Source organism: Olleya sp. HaHaR_3_96 (assembly GCF_019278545.1).
In the GTDB taxonomy this organism is placed as follows: domain Bacteria; phylum Bacteroidota; class Bacteroidia; order Flavobacteriales; family Flavobacteriaceae; genus Olleya.
This window is the reverse complement of record NZ_CP058987.1, coordinates 2,435,658-2,451,697: the sequence shown is the minus strand read 5'-3', so window position 1 is coordinate 2,451,697 and position 16,040 is coordinate 2,435,658. Positions and strand designations below refer to the sequence as shown.

The following is a 16,040-nucleotide window of genomic DNA, read 5'->3' as shown; positions in this document are numbered from 1 at the left end:
TTTTATACTATATTAATTAAATAATTTGTGAGCAGTATAAGGTTCTCCATGACAGTCAGATGCTTCATATGACGTCGTATGGAAAACAAAAGTATCAAAAGACTCACCGTGCAAATCTTTAATAACTACTTTTACTTTTAAAGTTCTTGAACGGTTTTTCTTTTTCTTTTTTCGTTGAGCTGCTAATTCTAATTGAATATAAGCTTTGCCTGTAGCATCAAAATATAATTCTCCCGTTAAAGAACTACTTCCATTAATTTGTGCATGCCAGCCCCCTCTCGGAGTGTCTAATATAAAAACTTGATAAGTTACCGATGAATTTGGTGTCCCATCGATAGTAGCTATTGCTTGCTTTCTACATTCATAATCCATTCTAGGTGTTGCAGCCCAACTTGTTCTCAAAGGTTCGCCTTCATCATCACAAGCATTACCAAGAGCATCTCCATCATAATTATATTGATCTCTATTTGGTGTTTCTGGACAATTATCAATATCATCATTTATACCATCTCCATCGGTGTCGAGTGCTGGAGGTAAAAAGCCTAATAATTCTATTGGTAAATTAGCAGTAGAACTTTCTGTTACACCAAAAGGAACCTGTAAGCTAACATTTCCGGTATGCGAATATTTTGTAGTAGGTGTAATAAGCCCATCACCATCTTCTAAAGCCACTTCTTTGTAACTAAAGTGAGCATCATTAGATCTAATGTAATCATAATCCTCAAAATTCTCTGCACCCATATGACGATATTTACTATTAGAAGCTACAGCTGTAGGCAATGTTAAATTATAACCATATTGCGCTGAAGAATATCTATTAAGCGCATCTCTATTTTCAATTTCTGGACCAAAAGCACTATATTGAGTTACTTCACTAGCAAATGTCCAATCATCTACATCCTCTGTTATATTATCTACATTTTTCTCCCATACACCATCATTATTTTTATAATAGGGAGTAAATTTTTTATAATAACCTTCTTTTCTTGTATTCTCTTTAAAACTTGCCCCTTCTTTAATATTTGTTCTTTCAGTTAAAAAAGCATAAGACTTATTTGCTCGCCATGTTCCCTTCACATTATGAACATAAGGATTAAAGCCGTAGTCTTCAATTGCTGTATCTGCAAGTTGATTAGATATATTATTATTATTTGGGTCAGCGTATGGTAAGCTTTCTAATCCGTATTCACATTGACAGTTCCAAAAATCAGTATAAGAAACTGCACTAGCATTAACAATTCTAGAGCTATTCTCTGTATTAATTGATTCTAGCTGACTAAAAGTATTAGTCCCAATGGAATGAACGTAACTACCATCATTATTTTGTATAGGGTTCTTCATCATTGTTACAGAGGCCATATTTGCGATTTGTTGATTACGATATCCTGAACGAATAATTTTAAAATTGATATTTTGATCAATAATAAAATTATTACCACTAATACTAGTTTTGTTAACAACAACACCTTCCCTATTCATCAAAAGAACACCTGTTTTTGAATTATTAAATTCAGCAATCCATAGACGTTCTGGGCTAACAGCCCCGTAGTCAGCTATTATTTCGTCTCCTAAAGCTAAATATTTAGATGCGTCTGGAGCGTTTTCTAAATGAAAATAGTCTCCGGATGAAATTAAAGTCCCTCTTAGTCCTAAGTTTTTTGATGCTTGCCCCATTTCATTATGTGCCCAGTAGGCCGGAAAATTAAAATTATAATAAGCATCATCAAATTCGTTTTGAGTTTTTGTTACAATCACTTCTCCATTAGTGGCATCCCAAGCTTGATTTATGGTTGTTACTTTAGCTCCTAAATCTGTAGCAATTTTTCCTTTTAAAATTGCAGTAGTATGCAAAACTTTTGTTGTGATAGTACTATGTCCGATATTTGTAATTGAACTCATACTAGGAAATGCTGTAGGAACAACTACTCCAGGAACCCATGCAACAACATTAGCACTTATACCAGCGGTTCTTGAATTAGAATAACTTTCTCTAAAATCTGTAACAACATCATAATCGACACCAAGTTCTTTACTATTATCTATAATTCCATTTGTATTAATAACAGTTACTTTATTATTTAATGTACTAGCATCTCCTTCTAATGTATTAAAAATATATTCAACAGTCGAAATAGGGTCATCTGCCCCTTCTTGATACACTTTTTGAGATTTTGATTTTCCATTCATGTCATTAGTATGTACTACGAAGCCTTGAGAAAGCGTAAATTCATTTTTAATATTAATTGGCAAACCGAATGTTCCGCCTATAATTTGTTGTAATACATTGTTTTCATTACTTTGGTATAGTCTGTCTAAATCAGTATAATCTACTTTTGTTGGAAAATCTTTAGAGGTGAAAAATTCAGAAACCACTTTACCTGTTGCATGTTTAATTATATCGTCTCTTTCTAAATTTTTAACGGTTACTTTACTGTAAGTCACTGTAGAAGAAGGAAAAAATGCTTTACCAAAAGGTTTCTCAACATAACTAACTTCCCTAGGTGCAACTAATTTTTCTGGTTTATCATAAAAAGGCTCTACAAATGGATTTTCGGCACTATTATTAGGCTCAAACGTAGCTACACCACTAGTTCCTTGACTATTACCTAAAGAATAATCGTATACTTGACCATACGTTTGTAATTGACCTGAAGTAGATACCATGGTATCCCAATTATCTTGCATTTCAATTTTTTTAACTCTAATACCTCCTCCTAATTTATATTTTTTAGGTGTTGTTAATCTAATCCATGACTTTTCAGGAATAAAAAGTTGAGCACATTGATATTCTGGAGTTCTTAGCACCCTATTTGGACCTGTAAATATTTGAGCCCCAGCTTGTACACTTTTAATTAAGCTTTTTGCTATTGTAACTACATCTTCAGTTTCTACATTTTGATTTAAACCATATACGAGACTATTTAAATATTTTCTACCAAAATACAAACCTGCTTTAGTAATTGGATTAACATCTTCACCTGGTAATATTAAACCACCCTCCATATTAGTGTGCTTCATAGGAATGGCTGCATAAACTTTATCATTTTTACCAAAAACTTTATAATCGCTACCTAACTGAAAATAACCAGTCACGTAATCAAAATCTGACATACTCTTTAATTTCGCTCCCTTTTTGGTCATGTTCATCAAGAATCTAAAATACATGGGTTTATTTTCAATGCCCTTTAAGTATTTTTCAACAAACTCTGATTCTGATGGCATATCTGATATAGTTTCGTCTTGTAATTCTACATACAAATGTGTCGCGTCAGATTCAGGCAATAGCGTATTATATAATTTTTGATTTCCTTCAGGATTAGTAGACTCATCAGGAAAACTACCAGCTCCAACGACCTTAAACATTTGCATGGTATGCTTATCTTGAACATATTGATAGTCATCACTTTCATATTCGATATCAATAGAACCTCCAGAAGGTAGATTTATGGATCTCATTGTCCATGCTGATGCATATTGATCTTGTGTTTCTCTATCGTTTTGATCTACATAAGGAAATTCTTGGTTTGTTAAACCAGCATCTGCATTACATCCACCATTATTAGGCTTATAATTACCCCAAAGATCAAATGCCTTTAAGCTAAAATCTGGATTACTCACTTTAGATTCTTCCTCACTAATACTTCCGTCATTGTCTAAATCCCTCTCGTATACAAAATTATAAGGAGTATACTTTCCCATATTAGATTTTCTATATGTAAAATAGACCTCCTTTAAAGTCAGTTTTCCTGAATCTTGATAATTACTATCTAGATTATTATCTAAATCTTTACATAAAGAATAATCATATACAAAGTGAGCAGTTTTAATTGGAGATAGTTGTTCCATTGTTGGATCATTACTTGGATCATTATCTTCCAATTCTTCTTCATATTTTTTATATTCTGGTTTAGAATATAAGCGTACTTTATCTAACTTATACATGACCTGTTCTCCTTGACTAGGCAAATCTCCATTCTCATTTTTTGAACCTCTAGCGTCCTTTCTAGCTGACAGATCAAAAACAGCTATGTGTGTTTTTGTTATAATTTTATCAATATACTTTATTTCTTTTTTACCATAAATATAACTTCCTTTTTGATCGTCCTTATTGGTGTTTAAACTAGCATTAAAAGATGCTTGATTTTTACCGTAAGGCACACGCCAATTATAAACAGGCATATCATTATTATATTCAAAAGTAGTATACGCACCTAAATCGTCATCAGTAGGGCCATTTCCTGTTAAATCCTCATAATCAGAAGAAAAAACTGAAGATAACAAATAGGTGTGTGCATATTCTGGTGTTTTAACTTTATCATAAAAATGATCTATCCCACTAGAATTACTGATAGTATTTTCTCCGTTTTCATATATATTTGATTCTGGATATGTTTCTGTCCCTCTGTTATATGTAACCAAACCTGTAGCGCAATCCCCAGAAGCTTCAGTATTAAATGCAACTTCATTTTTTTCGATATTATACACTGTTTCTCCGAAAACATAAGTAGATCCATCTGGCTTTAATATTCTTATTTCTGCAGTATGGTGATCTTTTGCATAATTGTTTGTCCTATAATGTGCGTATTCTTGTTTGTAAAAATCTTGAAGCTCTTTTTTAGATATTTTTTGTATCGATTGATTTCTTACTTTTCTGTTACTCCTTCTAAATGCATCTGAAAATGAAGAGGTCTCATAATATGGAACATTAGTCGTTGGATTATACTTTTTTACTCTAAACTTATTTACAGCATTATTACCTTCAAGTGCAAGCGTCATAGCTGCATCCCCATTTAAATCTGCTGTATACAAGGCACTATTTTGGTCTACACCGTTATTACCTATATGTTTAAAATACACTGGTTCATAGTCATTATTAATTACATTCTCATTTTCATTTTTAAAAGTATTAGAAGCTGTCGTATTCCATACCCCTGTATGACTTGATGACGGCGCAGATATAAAATTACCTCCAACATGCCATCCCGTACCTCCTTCAAACTCACCTCCTAAACTATAGCTTTCTCCTTGGTCTTGAACAAATTCATCATAAATTTGGCCTATCTGACTTCTATGCGGTCTAAACATACCACCAATCCCTTGACCATTAACACTATAAACATCATATGTATAGTTAGTTGTTGGCAATGCTAAAATGTATTTACTTATTACTCTATCATTCTCTCTATTGTAATCTAAAACATCACTTGAAGACGCTTGTCCTGTAAACTCATAACCGTAAGCTTTTTCCGTTTTTATTTTATCTTTTAATTCTTGTTTAGTAGCAGTAGCAGCAACACCTAATTCGCCATCCAAACCCCAAAGATCCGGCCCAACAGAGAACGAAAACGTTGAACTATTATTTTTAAAAGCCAATCTTTTTCTTGGTGTTATAGTAAAAGGATCTGAGAACGAAATCCTTCCTGATGTAGCCGAATAACCATGGCTAACACCACTACTATTTGTACCGTCTTTTGATATAAATGGAGCTTTTTTAAAACTTGCACTTGTCGAGGCTTGCAAATTAAATGTACCCAACCCGCGACTTGAATTATAAGACAATCCAGCGTTAAGGTTTCCTCCAATTGCTAAGGCTCCTTTAGTTTTTGCACTAGCTGAAATGCCTACATTAGGACTTACTGTAACTCCTTCTGTTGTAGACGTTGAAACGTCGACTCCAACACTTACCTGATTTGAAAGTTGAAAAGCAAGACCATAAGAAGGCTTAAAACTAACACCGTAATAGTTACTATGTGTAATACCTAATCCTGCATCAACTTTTATTCCAGTTGATCCTCCATTACCCTCAAAATCTGGAGCCTCGAAACCTACAACTTGCACTCCTGCCTCTAAATTCACATTAACTGTAACATGCTTTTTTAGATTTTTTTCATAAGTAATTTCATCGCCTTTAAAGTCATCTGGGATACCCCTAACCTGTCTATTTATTTGTCCCACATTCAAATTCCACCCTAAACCTACCCAAGATGCTTCTTGATCCATTGTAACACCAGAATTGTAAGCAAGATTAAGTGGGTAACCACCAACATCCATAATAGGGATGTTATAATTAAAATCTCCTGAAGACAAATTAACCATATCACTAGTGCCAATTGGAGTAAATGAATTAAATTCTGGTTGAGATGGTCCGCTTGTTAATGCATATAAATTAGTAGGTTGAATGGTCGTTATTAGTAGTTGTATTGCTAAATAGCTTGCTAATATTTTTGAAAATTTACTGGTTCTAATATTTTTCATTCAGAAGGATTTTGTAATAGAGAATGTAATGATTAACTGTTTTTAGTTTTTTAAACCTTTTATAAAAGCTTCAATTTTTTCCAATCTACTTTCTAAAGTATTATTGTTTTCTTTTTGAAGATCTAACTCTTTTTGTTGCTCTATAGCATATAATGTAAGCTCCTCTATTTTTTGTAATAATTTTAAATTCATTTCTTTTAAATGTATTCCATCCTCTTGCATCTCCCTAGAAGAAGGCACATTTGGTAAGTGGTTATTAGCTTTAGCATATGACTCAATTTCTTGAAGTGTTAGCATTTTATAACTTGGGTTTAATTTAGACTTGCCGTTAAAATACTTCTCAAAAACATAATCTGGACCTGAAACACTTAAATCCACTTTTACCTCCTCCGTATGTATTTTTCCTTTAATCGTAAGTTTTTCGTCGGGAGCTATTGTTCCTATACCAACATTACCCGTTTCGTTATTAATGGTTAATCTTTGAGTTCCATTTGTTTTCAATGATAAATCGCTTGAAGAATACGAGCTAAATCCACCTGTTATAGTGTAGGCATCTTTATTAAAAATAAATTTAGCTCTATCCGTATATATATGGGCCCATGATCCATTTTGAGCTCCCACATCTATATATCCTGAAGATGTTTTAATTCTTAAAGCACCACCTAAAGCATTTCCTCTGATATTCCCCATAATATGTAATGATTCGGCTGGGCTTTCTGTTCCAATACCTAAAGAACCATTTACATTAACAATATCCTTATTAAAATCACCCCAAATTAAAGGTTTGCTTGAATTGGAGTTTTCAATATATAATGTACTGGATCTTTCTTTACCGTAACCAGCCTGATAACCTATATAAACATTACCATTTCCTTTTTGATTTTCAAACCCCGTTTGATATCCCAAAAAAGTATTGCCTCGAGCTATATTATGGTATCCTGATTGATACCCTAATAAGACATTTTCAGAACCTTCATAACCTTTTGCTCCGGACTCAAAGCCTACAAACACATTTGAAGAACCTTCTGAATTTCCGCCCCCTGAAAAAGCCCCCACAAAGACACTTCCTTTATTAGCGTTAATTGCTCCAGACTTATAACCAAAAGCACTGTTTGTAGATCCTGAAATTCCAGCAGCATTTTCATAAAAAGACGTATTGTTTTCTTGGCCAATAATAAATACTGAAAACAGCAAAAAAGGTAATTGAATTAAAAATGATCTTTTCATAGTATTTAATTTAGATTTTTATTGGTGTTTCTCCAAAATTGAATTTTATAATTCCATTATCAAAAAGTTTATCCTGATATATCAATTTTATAGTCTGGTCGGGGTTAATATTATTAAAATACAAAAGTGCTCTTTTAAAAGGCGCTACTTTAAAATTTCGTTCGAAGTTTACTCCGGAACATAATATAGTGTCGTTGCTAGATGTTATTACAGTAAAATCATTTGCTATAGTAAATGCCATGTATTTTACTGCATCCTCATAACTTCTATTAGTATATTTTTCTTTTAATAAATCGTCTTGATTAGTGTGTTGAAATTCAATTTCTATAATGCGTTCTTTATTATTAGCTTTATAAATTGAATCCATCCTTTCCATATCTTTACCAATATTTTTTAAAAGATAATATTGTAAAGGAACTTGTGTAGCCGTATAATTTATATCACCTATAAACTGATTTATACGCTTAGTTTTCCATCCTTGCTGTTGAAGGTTGTAAGTTTTATACTCTTCAATTGTTTTTTTTTTATTAGAATTACAACTAATACATAAAAACAATACAGATAAAAAGAAAATTGTAGGGATTTTTGACAATGGTTAGTTGTTGGTTTGGTTTGGTTTGATTAATAAATCAAAACTAAACAAAATATTTTTAATGCGAGCGATATTACTTTATATATCCTTCATATTTTTGATTACAAAAAAATAAAACACTATCAGTCAGTATTATATCTTTTTTAGCGTACATTATATTTCCATTTTCTGCGCTTCCAAATAATATTTTTATTTTATTTTCTTCCGCATAAGCACTGGTATATAAATGTAATCTCTCCCAAATCTGTTGTGTTAGGGTATTTGTATAATTTTCCTGAATTTGATCTAATAATAGACTTCTCCTACTAAGTTCAATTTCTAAATCCTTTGCTTTATTCGATCTTTTATTTGCCAATTTTTGATATATAGAATAAATACTATCCATAGGCTTCTTAATAGCCTGTATTTTTTTTTCTTCAATAGACTTAATATCGTTTGTCATATTAAATTGATTAAACAACTTAACACGGTCTACATAAGCAAAATCATCTTGCTTTTCATTTTCTGGCTTCAAATAAATAACTAGTCCGCAAATTATTATACCCGATATCAATATTGTATTGATAAAAACTAATAGCTTTATTTTATTCATTATTTTCTTGCAATTGTTTTACTACTATTATTAACGATTACTATTATTGAATCGCTATATGCTTTTTTAATTTTTAAATCACCTAACGTTTGGTTTTCTCTCTTCCTATAAAGCCTATTATTAATCTTTATAAGAGCCAATCTATCTTTAGAGTTATTTCCTTTTACAAAACCATAATATTCTATAATTGGCCATTTAAACTTTTTAACCGCAACGGAATTGAAAGCACTTGAATTACTTTTTTTAACTATTTTTACAGGGGTTATATAACTTCTACCTGTTTTAAATGGATTTCTATTTAACAACTCTAGTTTAAAAGTATCTTTAGAAACAGAAAAGTTTTCGTAAGGCTTTATGTTAACATTAGCTATTGGAGCCTCTAAAGCATTACTACTTTTATTAGAGCATTTTTTTAAAACACCAGCAGTAATTAACAACAAAAAACTCACTAATATTCCGTTAACAATTTTCTTTATCATTTATTGAATAACTAGAGTTCTTACTATACTAAAATCACTTTGGTTAAATGCTAAATCTACAGCTTTAACTCTCCAATAATACGTTCCTGTTGTTGTAAATTCGTACTGAGATGTATTATTGCTAGTTTGCTCAGTGTAAAGAATAGCATTAAAGTTAATATCTGTAGCAATCTCAAATGTGTTTGTAATCTCAGATTGTAATGTTCCTGTATCTGTTCCGTTTAACCAATTAAAAGTCACAGTTTCTGTTGAAGTGGTTTCTAATTCTGCAGGAGAAACTAAATTGGGTTGATTTGGGCTTTGTCTATCGATATATAAAGAACGTTCACTATAATCTGTTTGAGACATAGCATTAACGCCTCTTATCTTCCATATATACTCGGCATCATCTGTAAAATAAGATGCTGCTACACTTACACCATTATCAGTAATATTTGATAGTTGAAAAACAGTTTCTAGACCTGTTGTGTTTTTTAATAGGTCTATATCATAACTTGTTGCCGCTTCAAGTTCGTCCCAAGTAAACACAAAATCGTTTGAATTTGAATATAGATTCTGAGATGGTGTCTGCAACACAACTGTTTGGTTATCCAAGTTTTGAGAGGTTTCTAAACTAAAATTTGCTGGAAATGTGTAGTCCGTTTGGTAAGAAAAATTCTCTGCTTTTATACGCCATTGATAACTACCAGAATTCATTACATAAGAAAAATTTGAAGTAGAAACTAAAGAGTCCAAAATAATATTCTGAGACAATTCTGAAATTTGGATTCTATAACTATCTGCTCCATTTAAAGGTTGCCAAGTAAAATTAACGGTATTACCAATAAGAGTTATATTATTAATTGGAGAAGTAATCTGTACTAAATCATCACTAATATCTTCTTCTAAGATATCATCACATGAAATTGTAAACAATAGTACTAGTATTATTAAAATGTTATTTATTCTTTGCATAATTTTGTAGTATTAGTTTTAGATATAGCTTTTCTAAATTTAGTTTATAATCTCTTTTTATATATATATTTGCATTTGCAATTCTAGATTCCTCAAATTTTTTCTCAATATTATACATCGCATTAATTAAACCTTCATAAGTACCCTCTAATACAACTTGGTTTGTGTATATATCAAATTGACTATCCTTAAATACGTGAACATCTTCCATAGAAATAATATTTACCTTATCCTTTGCTATAAAACTCAATAGTTTTTTTTGTACTTGCTCTGGATTATTTGAGCCGCTACCTATAGCATTATCAATTGCATCTAACTGACTATTTAAATAAAATAATTCTTGATTAACGTTATTTGTAGATGCTAATTTACTCTCTACAGTTTTCAATTCTTTTTGCGTCTCTATAGCATGCTTAAATGTCTTTTTATAACACGCAAAAAACAGCAAAACAAATATTAAAACTGTTGCAAAAAACTTTTGTTTGTACGTAAACTCTCTAAACATTAAATGCTAATCGTTAATTTAAAAGTATTAGTTGATTTACTTATTTGATTATAAGATATATCTATTTCCCTAGTCCAATTGAGTGCTTGAAGTTTCATAATCCAATTATTAAACACTTTATCATTATTAGTTTCACCCTCAATAATAATAGTGTTTTCAGTAAGATTTACTTTTTCATTTTTTCTTACTTTTTTTACTAAGGGTAAAAAATTAATACTACTCAACTTCATATCTTCGGGAACTGAATTCCCAACTTCTACCATGTACTTTGTAATGTAATTCTTATTGAATATTCCATTAGAATTAATAATAACTTCTTTTAAAAGAAGTTCTTCCTTTAATAGTTTCAACTCGATTAACTTTTGCGATGAAAATAAATACTGTGATTGTTTTTCTGATAGTTTCCGTAAGTTGCTTTCTAAAGAAAAATGACTTAAAAGTATTCCAAAAACTAATAACAAAACAGATACCACAACTGTTTTTTTTATTCTCCCTTTATAAATAAAATCTTCGCGGTTTTGCTTGGTAAAATCGTTCTCAAATGAAATAGTATCACTTGGATATTTATACCCGAAAAAAGAAGCCAATACTGGCAACTCTTTTTGATTAAATTTTTCGTGACTTATAGTAAATTCAATATCTTTTTGCTCTTCAACAAACTTAGTAAATTTAGCATTTTCTATCTGTATACTATACTTATTTGAAGATAAACTAGAACTGTTCGGTATTATAGGCAGCAAATTATATAATACAAAAGGTCCAAAAGCAACAGCTATAACAGCACGGTTTAAATCATTAACCTGCTTAACAATTAAGTCAATAAAAATTTTGCGTGCTATCGAAACAAAAACGATGTTATCTTGAAAATATTCATAAAAATAAAAATCATCAAGATTTGCGTTAAAAAGTAGACTTTTTTTATATCCAACTTGGTTATTTGTTTTTTTACTGATTACTTCCTCTCCTTCAACATGAAGTATTACTGGATAATCTTTGTTTAGTAACACCTTTATATTTAAATCAAAATTGTCAACAAAATGGCGATCTTCGATTATAAGTTCATCATTTTTGAAATTAACAATCAATACCGTACATTGGTTGTTATCATTTAAAGAATTTATACCCAATAAATAATAACGTTTATTAACCTGTAATATGTCTTTATATTTAGATACCATTAATACATAACCGTAGGTTTAATAAAAATATGAAGCTTTGATTTTTCCTTAGATTTAACTCTACTACTAAAAAACCATTTAATGACAGGTATTCTTGACAAAAAAGGTGTTCCTGTGCCTGAATTTTCATTTTCCAACTCTTCTAACCCCCCTAACAAAACCATCTCATTATTTTTAACCCTTACCATAGATTCAAATTGCTGTGTTGCTTTTCCTGGAGGTGCATTTTCACCTGCTCGCCCTAAAAAAGAATTTTTTTCAACTGAAATATTTAATGTCACATTCTCATCTTTTGACACAAACGGAGTGATATTAATACTTAAATTTGCTTCCGTGGGCTTCCAAGAACCACTTTGCAAGATTCCATCTGTAACACCTCTTGTTATTAACTGGTTACTTTGTTCGAAATAATAATCTGTTTGACCAATTGAAGAATTAGCAGTATGCCCATTAAGTGTCACTAATTTTGGAGTAGATGATAACTTAATTAAAGAATTGTTTTCTAAAGCTCTTAAGTTTAAATAAAAGTTTTTTGTTACTTTACCCAATTTTACAATTCCCAACCCATTAAAGGCGTCAATTAAGCTATTTACTGAACTAGAGTTCATTGCAACATCTGTAGTAGGAAATAACACCCCTGAAGTGGTTCTATCTTCACTATTAATTCCCGTTTGCAAACCTGTCTGTATTTCATATGATTTTTGATATTGAACAAATATTACCTCTATTTGAACTACGGGCACAACAAGATCTATTTGATAAATATAATCCCTAAACTCTTCTATATAACTTTTAGAACCAGATACAACAAAACCATTAAGCTCTACAAACTCTTTCACTTCTAAATTCTCTTTTACCCATTTAGGTAATGAAGCTTCAACAGACTCTATAGAACGATTTTCTAGTTGCACCAATTCTGTTGTCCTTAAACCTTCAGTAGTGTGTTCCCCAAGAAAGTATAGATCATCTACTTGCTTATAAGTATATTTCTCTCCTTTAAATAGATGTTGTAGTAAATTATCAAAAGTAATAGCATTAGCAACTAAAGTTGTATTCACTCCTTCAGGAGTGTCATACATCAAGAAATTTACGTTTAATTTTTCGGCTGCTTCATTTATTAAATCGTTTGCATCTGCTTCAAATGCTTTTATACTTAAATAACCTTGAGCATCCACACTCATTTCATAACTACCAGCTTCTCCTTTATTTTCTCTATTTGAGTTATTTCTACTCCTATTTGTTCTTGAATTTGTTCTTGAATTTGTCTTTATTACCTCTTTAGGTCTTGAATCTTTTTCAAAATAAAAATTATCATCCTCATCTTCCGTAACAAGTAAACCGTTAGACTTAGCCATCATATCAAGAACTTGCCTATAGGGTCTATTTAATATATAAGCAGATACTTTTTCGTTTTTAATATTAGGTGAAAGAATTATATTTTTACCAGAAACATCTGCTATTGCTTGTGCAACACTTGGTAGAGAGTCGTTTTTTAATTTAATAGACAGAAACTTGTTAAGTCGATTAAAACTTACATCTATTGTTTTAACGAGTTTAGGAGGTGCTATTTTTTTCACTTCTTCTTTTGCCGCAAAAACAATTATATTATTAATTATATCTGCCTGCAAGTCATATTTTTTAATTAAAAACAGAAAAACATCTTTAACGTTCACATCAAAAAAATTACTTGTCACAAGCTGGTTAAGTTCTCCATCGGCACTTACATTTAACTTATGCTCTTCCGCAATAGTAGTAAGAAAATCGTAAAGCGTCAAGCCTGACAAATCTATTCGAACAACATCATTCAAACCCTTGCTTTTTAAGGATAGAGAATCGAGACGAACTTCAAAAGGAACCTGAGAATACCCTAAAGTTACTACAAGTAATAATAATATTACTATTTTCTGTTTTTTATACATTTATTATGTGTTAATCAGCATTGGGTAAATTTCATCTAAAGAAGTTTCTCCTTTAATTAACAAAGCAAATGCTTTGTCTGATAATGTTTTATTTTCAATAAAATTTGAAGATTCTAATGTATTACTTTTTATTGCTTCTGAGACAGCTTTTGTTATTGGTAGAATTTCATAAATAGCTCTTCTGCCTTTATATCCTGTATGATAACATTGATCACAACCCACTGGAAGATAATGTTTTTTTATTTCAATAGGAGCTCTATATGATTGTGGTAAATCTTCAGATTTAAAAACAACCTGATTTTTACAATTTTCACATAATGTTCTTACCAATCGTTGAGCTACAGAAATATTTATAGTTTCTGCAATTAAAAATGATGGAACTCCCATATCTATTAATCTTGAAATAGTACCAATTGCCGAATTTGTGTGTATTGTAGATAGAACTAGATGACCAGTTAACGATGCTCTAATTGCCATTTGCGCTGTTTCTCCATCTCTAATTTCTCCAAGCATAATAATATCTGGATCTTGTCTTAAAAAGGAACGTAGTGCCGAAGCAAAAGTAAGTCCAATATTTTCTTTAAGTTGCACCTGGTTTATTCCTTTAAGAGTATATTCTATTGGGTCTTCTACAGTTACTATATTCCTTTTTATATCATTTAAAAACTTAAGCGTTCCATAAAGCGTAGTCGTTTTCCCTGATCCTGTTGGACCACTAATTAAAATAATGCCATTTGTTTTTTTTACAGCATCTAAATACAATTCTACTTCATCTACTTCTAAGCCTAATTGGTTAATATCTAGATGAGATGCATCTCGACTTAATATTCTCATAACTACTTTCTCTCCATGATGCGTTGGCAAAATAGATACCCTAACATCAAAACTATCGTACTCTATTCTACCATCTTGTGGTAAACGTTTTTCTGTTATATCAAGATTTGATTTAATCTTAATTTGATTTATTAACTCTAAATAATTCTCTTTTTTAATGTGATTTTTCTCTATCAACTGTCCGTCTATTCTCAACCTTACACGAACATCTTCCTCATATATTTCAATATGAATATCACTCGCTTGAATTGATTTAGCTTCTAAAATCAGAACTTCCAAAAAATCATTCCCGTATGTGGTTACTTTAGGTTTATCATCTTGTTTTCGATAATATATAGATAAAGCTTTATTTATCGTATCAGTATGTACTGGCTCTAAAATAATATTTTTATTAAAAATAAACTTGATTTCCCTTTTTATGGATTCAAACTCATTTTTCTTAGATTCATTAATATAGAATACAATAGTCTCATTACTTACAGACTTTGGGACGATACAAAAATGATGCGCTACATCACTAGTAATAATCTGCTGTAATTGTATAGTTAATTTTATATGTTGGTTTCTAATTGTGTTCATTAGTAAGTTTGGATTATTTTAAAAACATCCCGAATAATTAAAAAAGCCATTAAAAAAATAGACAAATACCCTGCTAATGGTATTGTACTGGTTTTTTTTATTGCATTAACAATACTATAAAATAATAAGGTCAGCAATAAACTTACAACAAAAAAAACAATAAATGGCTTTAGTGTAAATAATGGTGTTATGGCTAAAAAAAACAATATATCTCCTAATCCTATAGATTCGTCAATAGGATTTATAAATTTCTTGTTCTTTATTGAAAAATACAAACTCAAACCTATAATATTTACAGCTATAAAACCTATATTATAAATCGTATCTTTAAATGAAAGCTCTTCAAATATGTAATTAATCATTACACTAAGGAACAACAAAAGAATGGGAAGTAACACATGAATTTGTCTCATTTTAAAGTCTTGAAAAACTACTAAAATGAGTAAAATTATTATGGATAATATTATGATAAAGTTCAAAATTAGTCTTTAACAATTTCAGTTAACTTTCTATTTTGATCTATATGCCAAGTATTATAATCCCCATCACTATCGAAATCCTGAAGAGCAGTAGCTGTAGCTTTGAAAGTATTTATTGAGGCTTCTATTATTTCAATTTTATAAACTGCTTGACCTCCTTTATCGATTGTTAATACAGGCTCAAATCCAATATCATCAAAACTTGAAGAATACTTTGAATATCTATAAAAATGATTTTTTTCTAAGGCATGGACCATACTCAACATATTTTGAGCCTCTATTGATTTAGCGCTTGTAACAACAGAAGTTTGATTTGGAACAGCTAAATATATAATAATTCCTATTATACAAAGAACTACTAATATCTCCTGTAAAGTATAAGCTTTTAAATAATTCTTATTATTATTTGAAACTTGCATTTATATGATTTTAGAATGATTGTGATTA

12 protein-coding genes are annotated in these 16,040 nt (G+C 30.5%); all 12 read right to left on the bottom strand.

What is annotated here, in order from left to right; genetic code table 11:
- Positions 1-12: 12 nt before the first annotated feature.
- Entirely contained in the window at positions 13-6,255 is a 6,243-nt protein-coding gene (locus H0I26_RS10820; RefSeq protein WP_218698452.1) for a hypothetical protein, read from the bottom strand.
- Positions 6,256-6,297: 42 nt separating this feature from the next.
- Positions 6,298-7,482: a hypothetical protein gene (locus tag H0I26_RS10815; RefSeq protein WP_218698450.1), complete on the bottom strand. Its 1,185-nt coding sequence runs from the start codon at positions 7,480-7,482 to the stop codon at positions 6,298-6,300.
- Between the two features lie 10 nt (positions 7,483-7,492).
- Positions 7,493-8,074 (bottom strand): hypothetical protein, encoded by a 582-nt coding sequence (locus tag H0I26_RS10810; protein ID WP_218698448.1) that lies wholly within the window; start codon positions 8,072-8,074, stop codon positions 7,493-7,495.
- Between the two features lie 73 nt (positions 8,075-8,147).
- Entirely contained in the window at positions 8,148-8,666 is a 519-nt protein-coding gene (locus H0I26_RS10805) for an OmpH family outer membrane protein (RefSeq protein WP_218698446.1), read from the bottom strand.
- Complete coding sequence (locus tag H0I26_RS10800; protein ID WP_218698444.1) at positions 8,666-9,145, bottom strand: hypothetical protein; 480 nt, start codon at positions 9,143-9,145, stop codon at positions 8,666-8,668. The genes H0I26_RS10805 and H0I26_RS10800 overlap by 1 nt, the downstream gene beginning before the upstream one ends.
- Positions 9,146-10,099, bottom strand: a complete 954-nt coding sequence (locus H0I26_RS10795) for a hypothetical protein (protein ID WP_218698442.1) — start codon at positions 10,097-10,099, stop codon at positions 9,146-9,148.
- Positions 10,083-10,604, bottom strand: coding sequence for a hypothetical protein (locus tag H0I26_RS10790; protein ID WP_218698440.1), 522 nt, complete (start codon positions 10,602-10,604; stop codon positions 10,083-10,085). The genes H0I26_RS10795 and H0I26_RS10790 overlap by 17 nt, the downstream gene beginning before the upstream one ends.
- Positions 10,604-11,689, bottom strand: coding sequence for a hypothetical protein (locus H0I26_RS10785; protein WP_218698438.1), 1,086 nt, complete (start codon positions 11,687-11,689; stop codon positions 10,604-10,606). The genes H0I26_RS10790 and H0I26_RS10785 overlap by 1 nt, the downstream gene beginning before the upstream one ends.
- A 92-nt stretch (positions 11,690-11,781) precedes the next feature.
- Positions 11,782-13,701, bottom strand: a complete 1,920-nt coding sequence (locus H0I26_RS10780; RefSeq protein WP_218698436.1) for a type II secretion system protein GspD — start codon at positions 13,699-13,701, stop codon at positions 11,782-11,784.
- 3 nt (positions 13,702-13,704) lie between these two features.
- Complete coding sequence (locus tag H0I26_RS10775; RefSeq protein ID WP_218698434.1) at positions 13,705-15,114, bottom strand: GspE/PulE family protein; 1,410 nt, start codon at positions 15,112-15,114, stop codon at positions 13,705-13,707.
- On the bottom strand, positions 15,114-15,593 hold the full coding sequence (locus H0I26_RS10770) for a prepilin peptidase (RefSeq protein WP_218698432.1): 480 nt from the start codon (positions 15,591-15,593) through the stop codon (positions 15,114-15,116). The genes H0I26_RS10775 and H0I26_RS10770 overlap by 1 nt, the downstream gene beginning before the upstream one ends.
- A 2-nt stretch (positions 15,594-15,595) precedes the next feature.
- Complete coding sequence (locus tag H0I26_RS10765; protein WP_218698431.1) at positions 15,596-16,012, bottom strand: type IV pilin protein; 417 nt, start codon at positions 16,010-16,012, stop codon at positions 15,596-15,598.
- Between the last annotated feature and the right edge of the window lie 28 nt (positions 16,013-16,040).

What these genes read in the sequence shown, in the direction of transcription:
- H0I26_RS10780 (WP_218698436.1), bottom strand. Translation starts at nt 13,701, where the DNA reads ATGTATAAAAAACAGAAAATAGTAATATTATTATTACTTGTAGTAACT.
- H0I26_RS10775 (WP_218698434.1), bottom strand. Translation starts at nt 15,114, where the DNA reads ATGAACACAATTAGAAACCAACATATAAAATTAACTATACAATTACAG.
- H0I26_RS10790 (WP_218698440.1), bottom strand. Translation starts at nt 10,604, where the DNA reads ATGTTTAGAGAGTTTACGTACAAACAAAAGTTTTTTGCAACAGTTTTA.
- H0I26_RS10820 (WP_218698452.1), bottom strand. Translation starts at nt 6,255, where the DNA reads ATGAAAAATATTAGAACCAGTAAATTTTCAAAAATATTAGCAAGCTAT.
- H0I26_RS10765 (WP_218698431.1), bottom strand. Translation starts at nt 16,012, where the DNA reads ATGCAAGTTTCAAATAATAATAAGAATTATTTAAAAGCTTATACTTTA.
- H0I26_RS10805 (WP_218698446.1), bottom strand. Translation starts at nt 8,666, where the DNA reads ATGAATAAAATAAAGCTATTAGTTTTTATCAATACAATATTGATATCG.
- H0I26_RS10800 (WP_218698444.1), bottom strand. Translation starts at nt 9,145, where the DNA reads ATGATAAAGAAAATTGTTAACGGAATATTAGTGAGTTTTTTGTTGTTA.
- H0I26_RS10795 (WP_218698442.1), bottom strand. Translation starts at nt 10,099, where the DNA reads ATGCAAAGAATAAATAACATTTTAATAATACTAGTACTATTGTTTACA.
- H0I26_RS10815 (WP_218698450.1), bottom strand. Translation starts at nt 7,482, where the DNA reads ATGAAAAGATCATTTTTAATTCAATTACCTTTTTTGCTGTTTTCAGTA.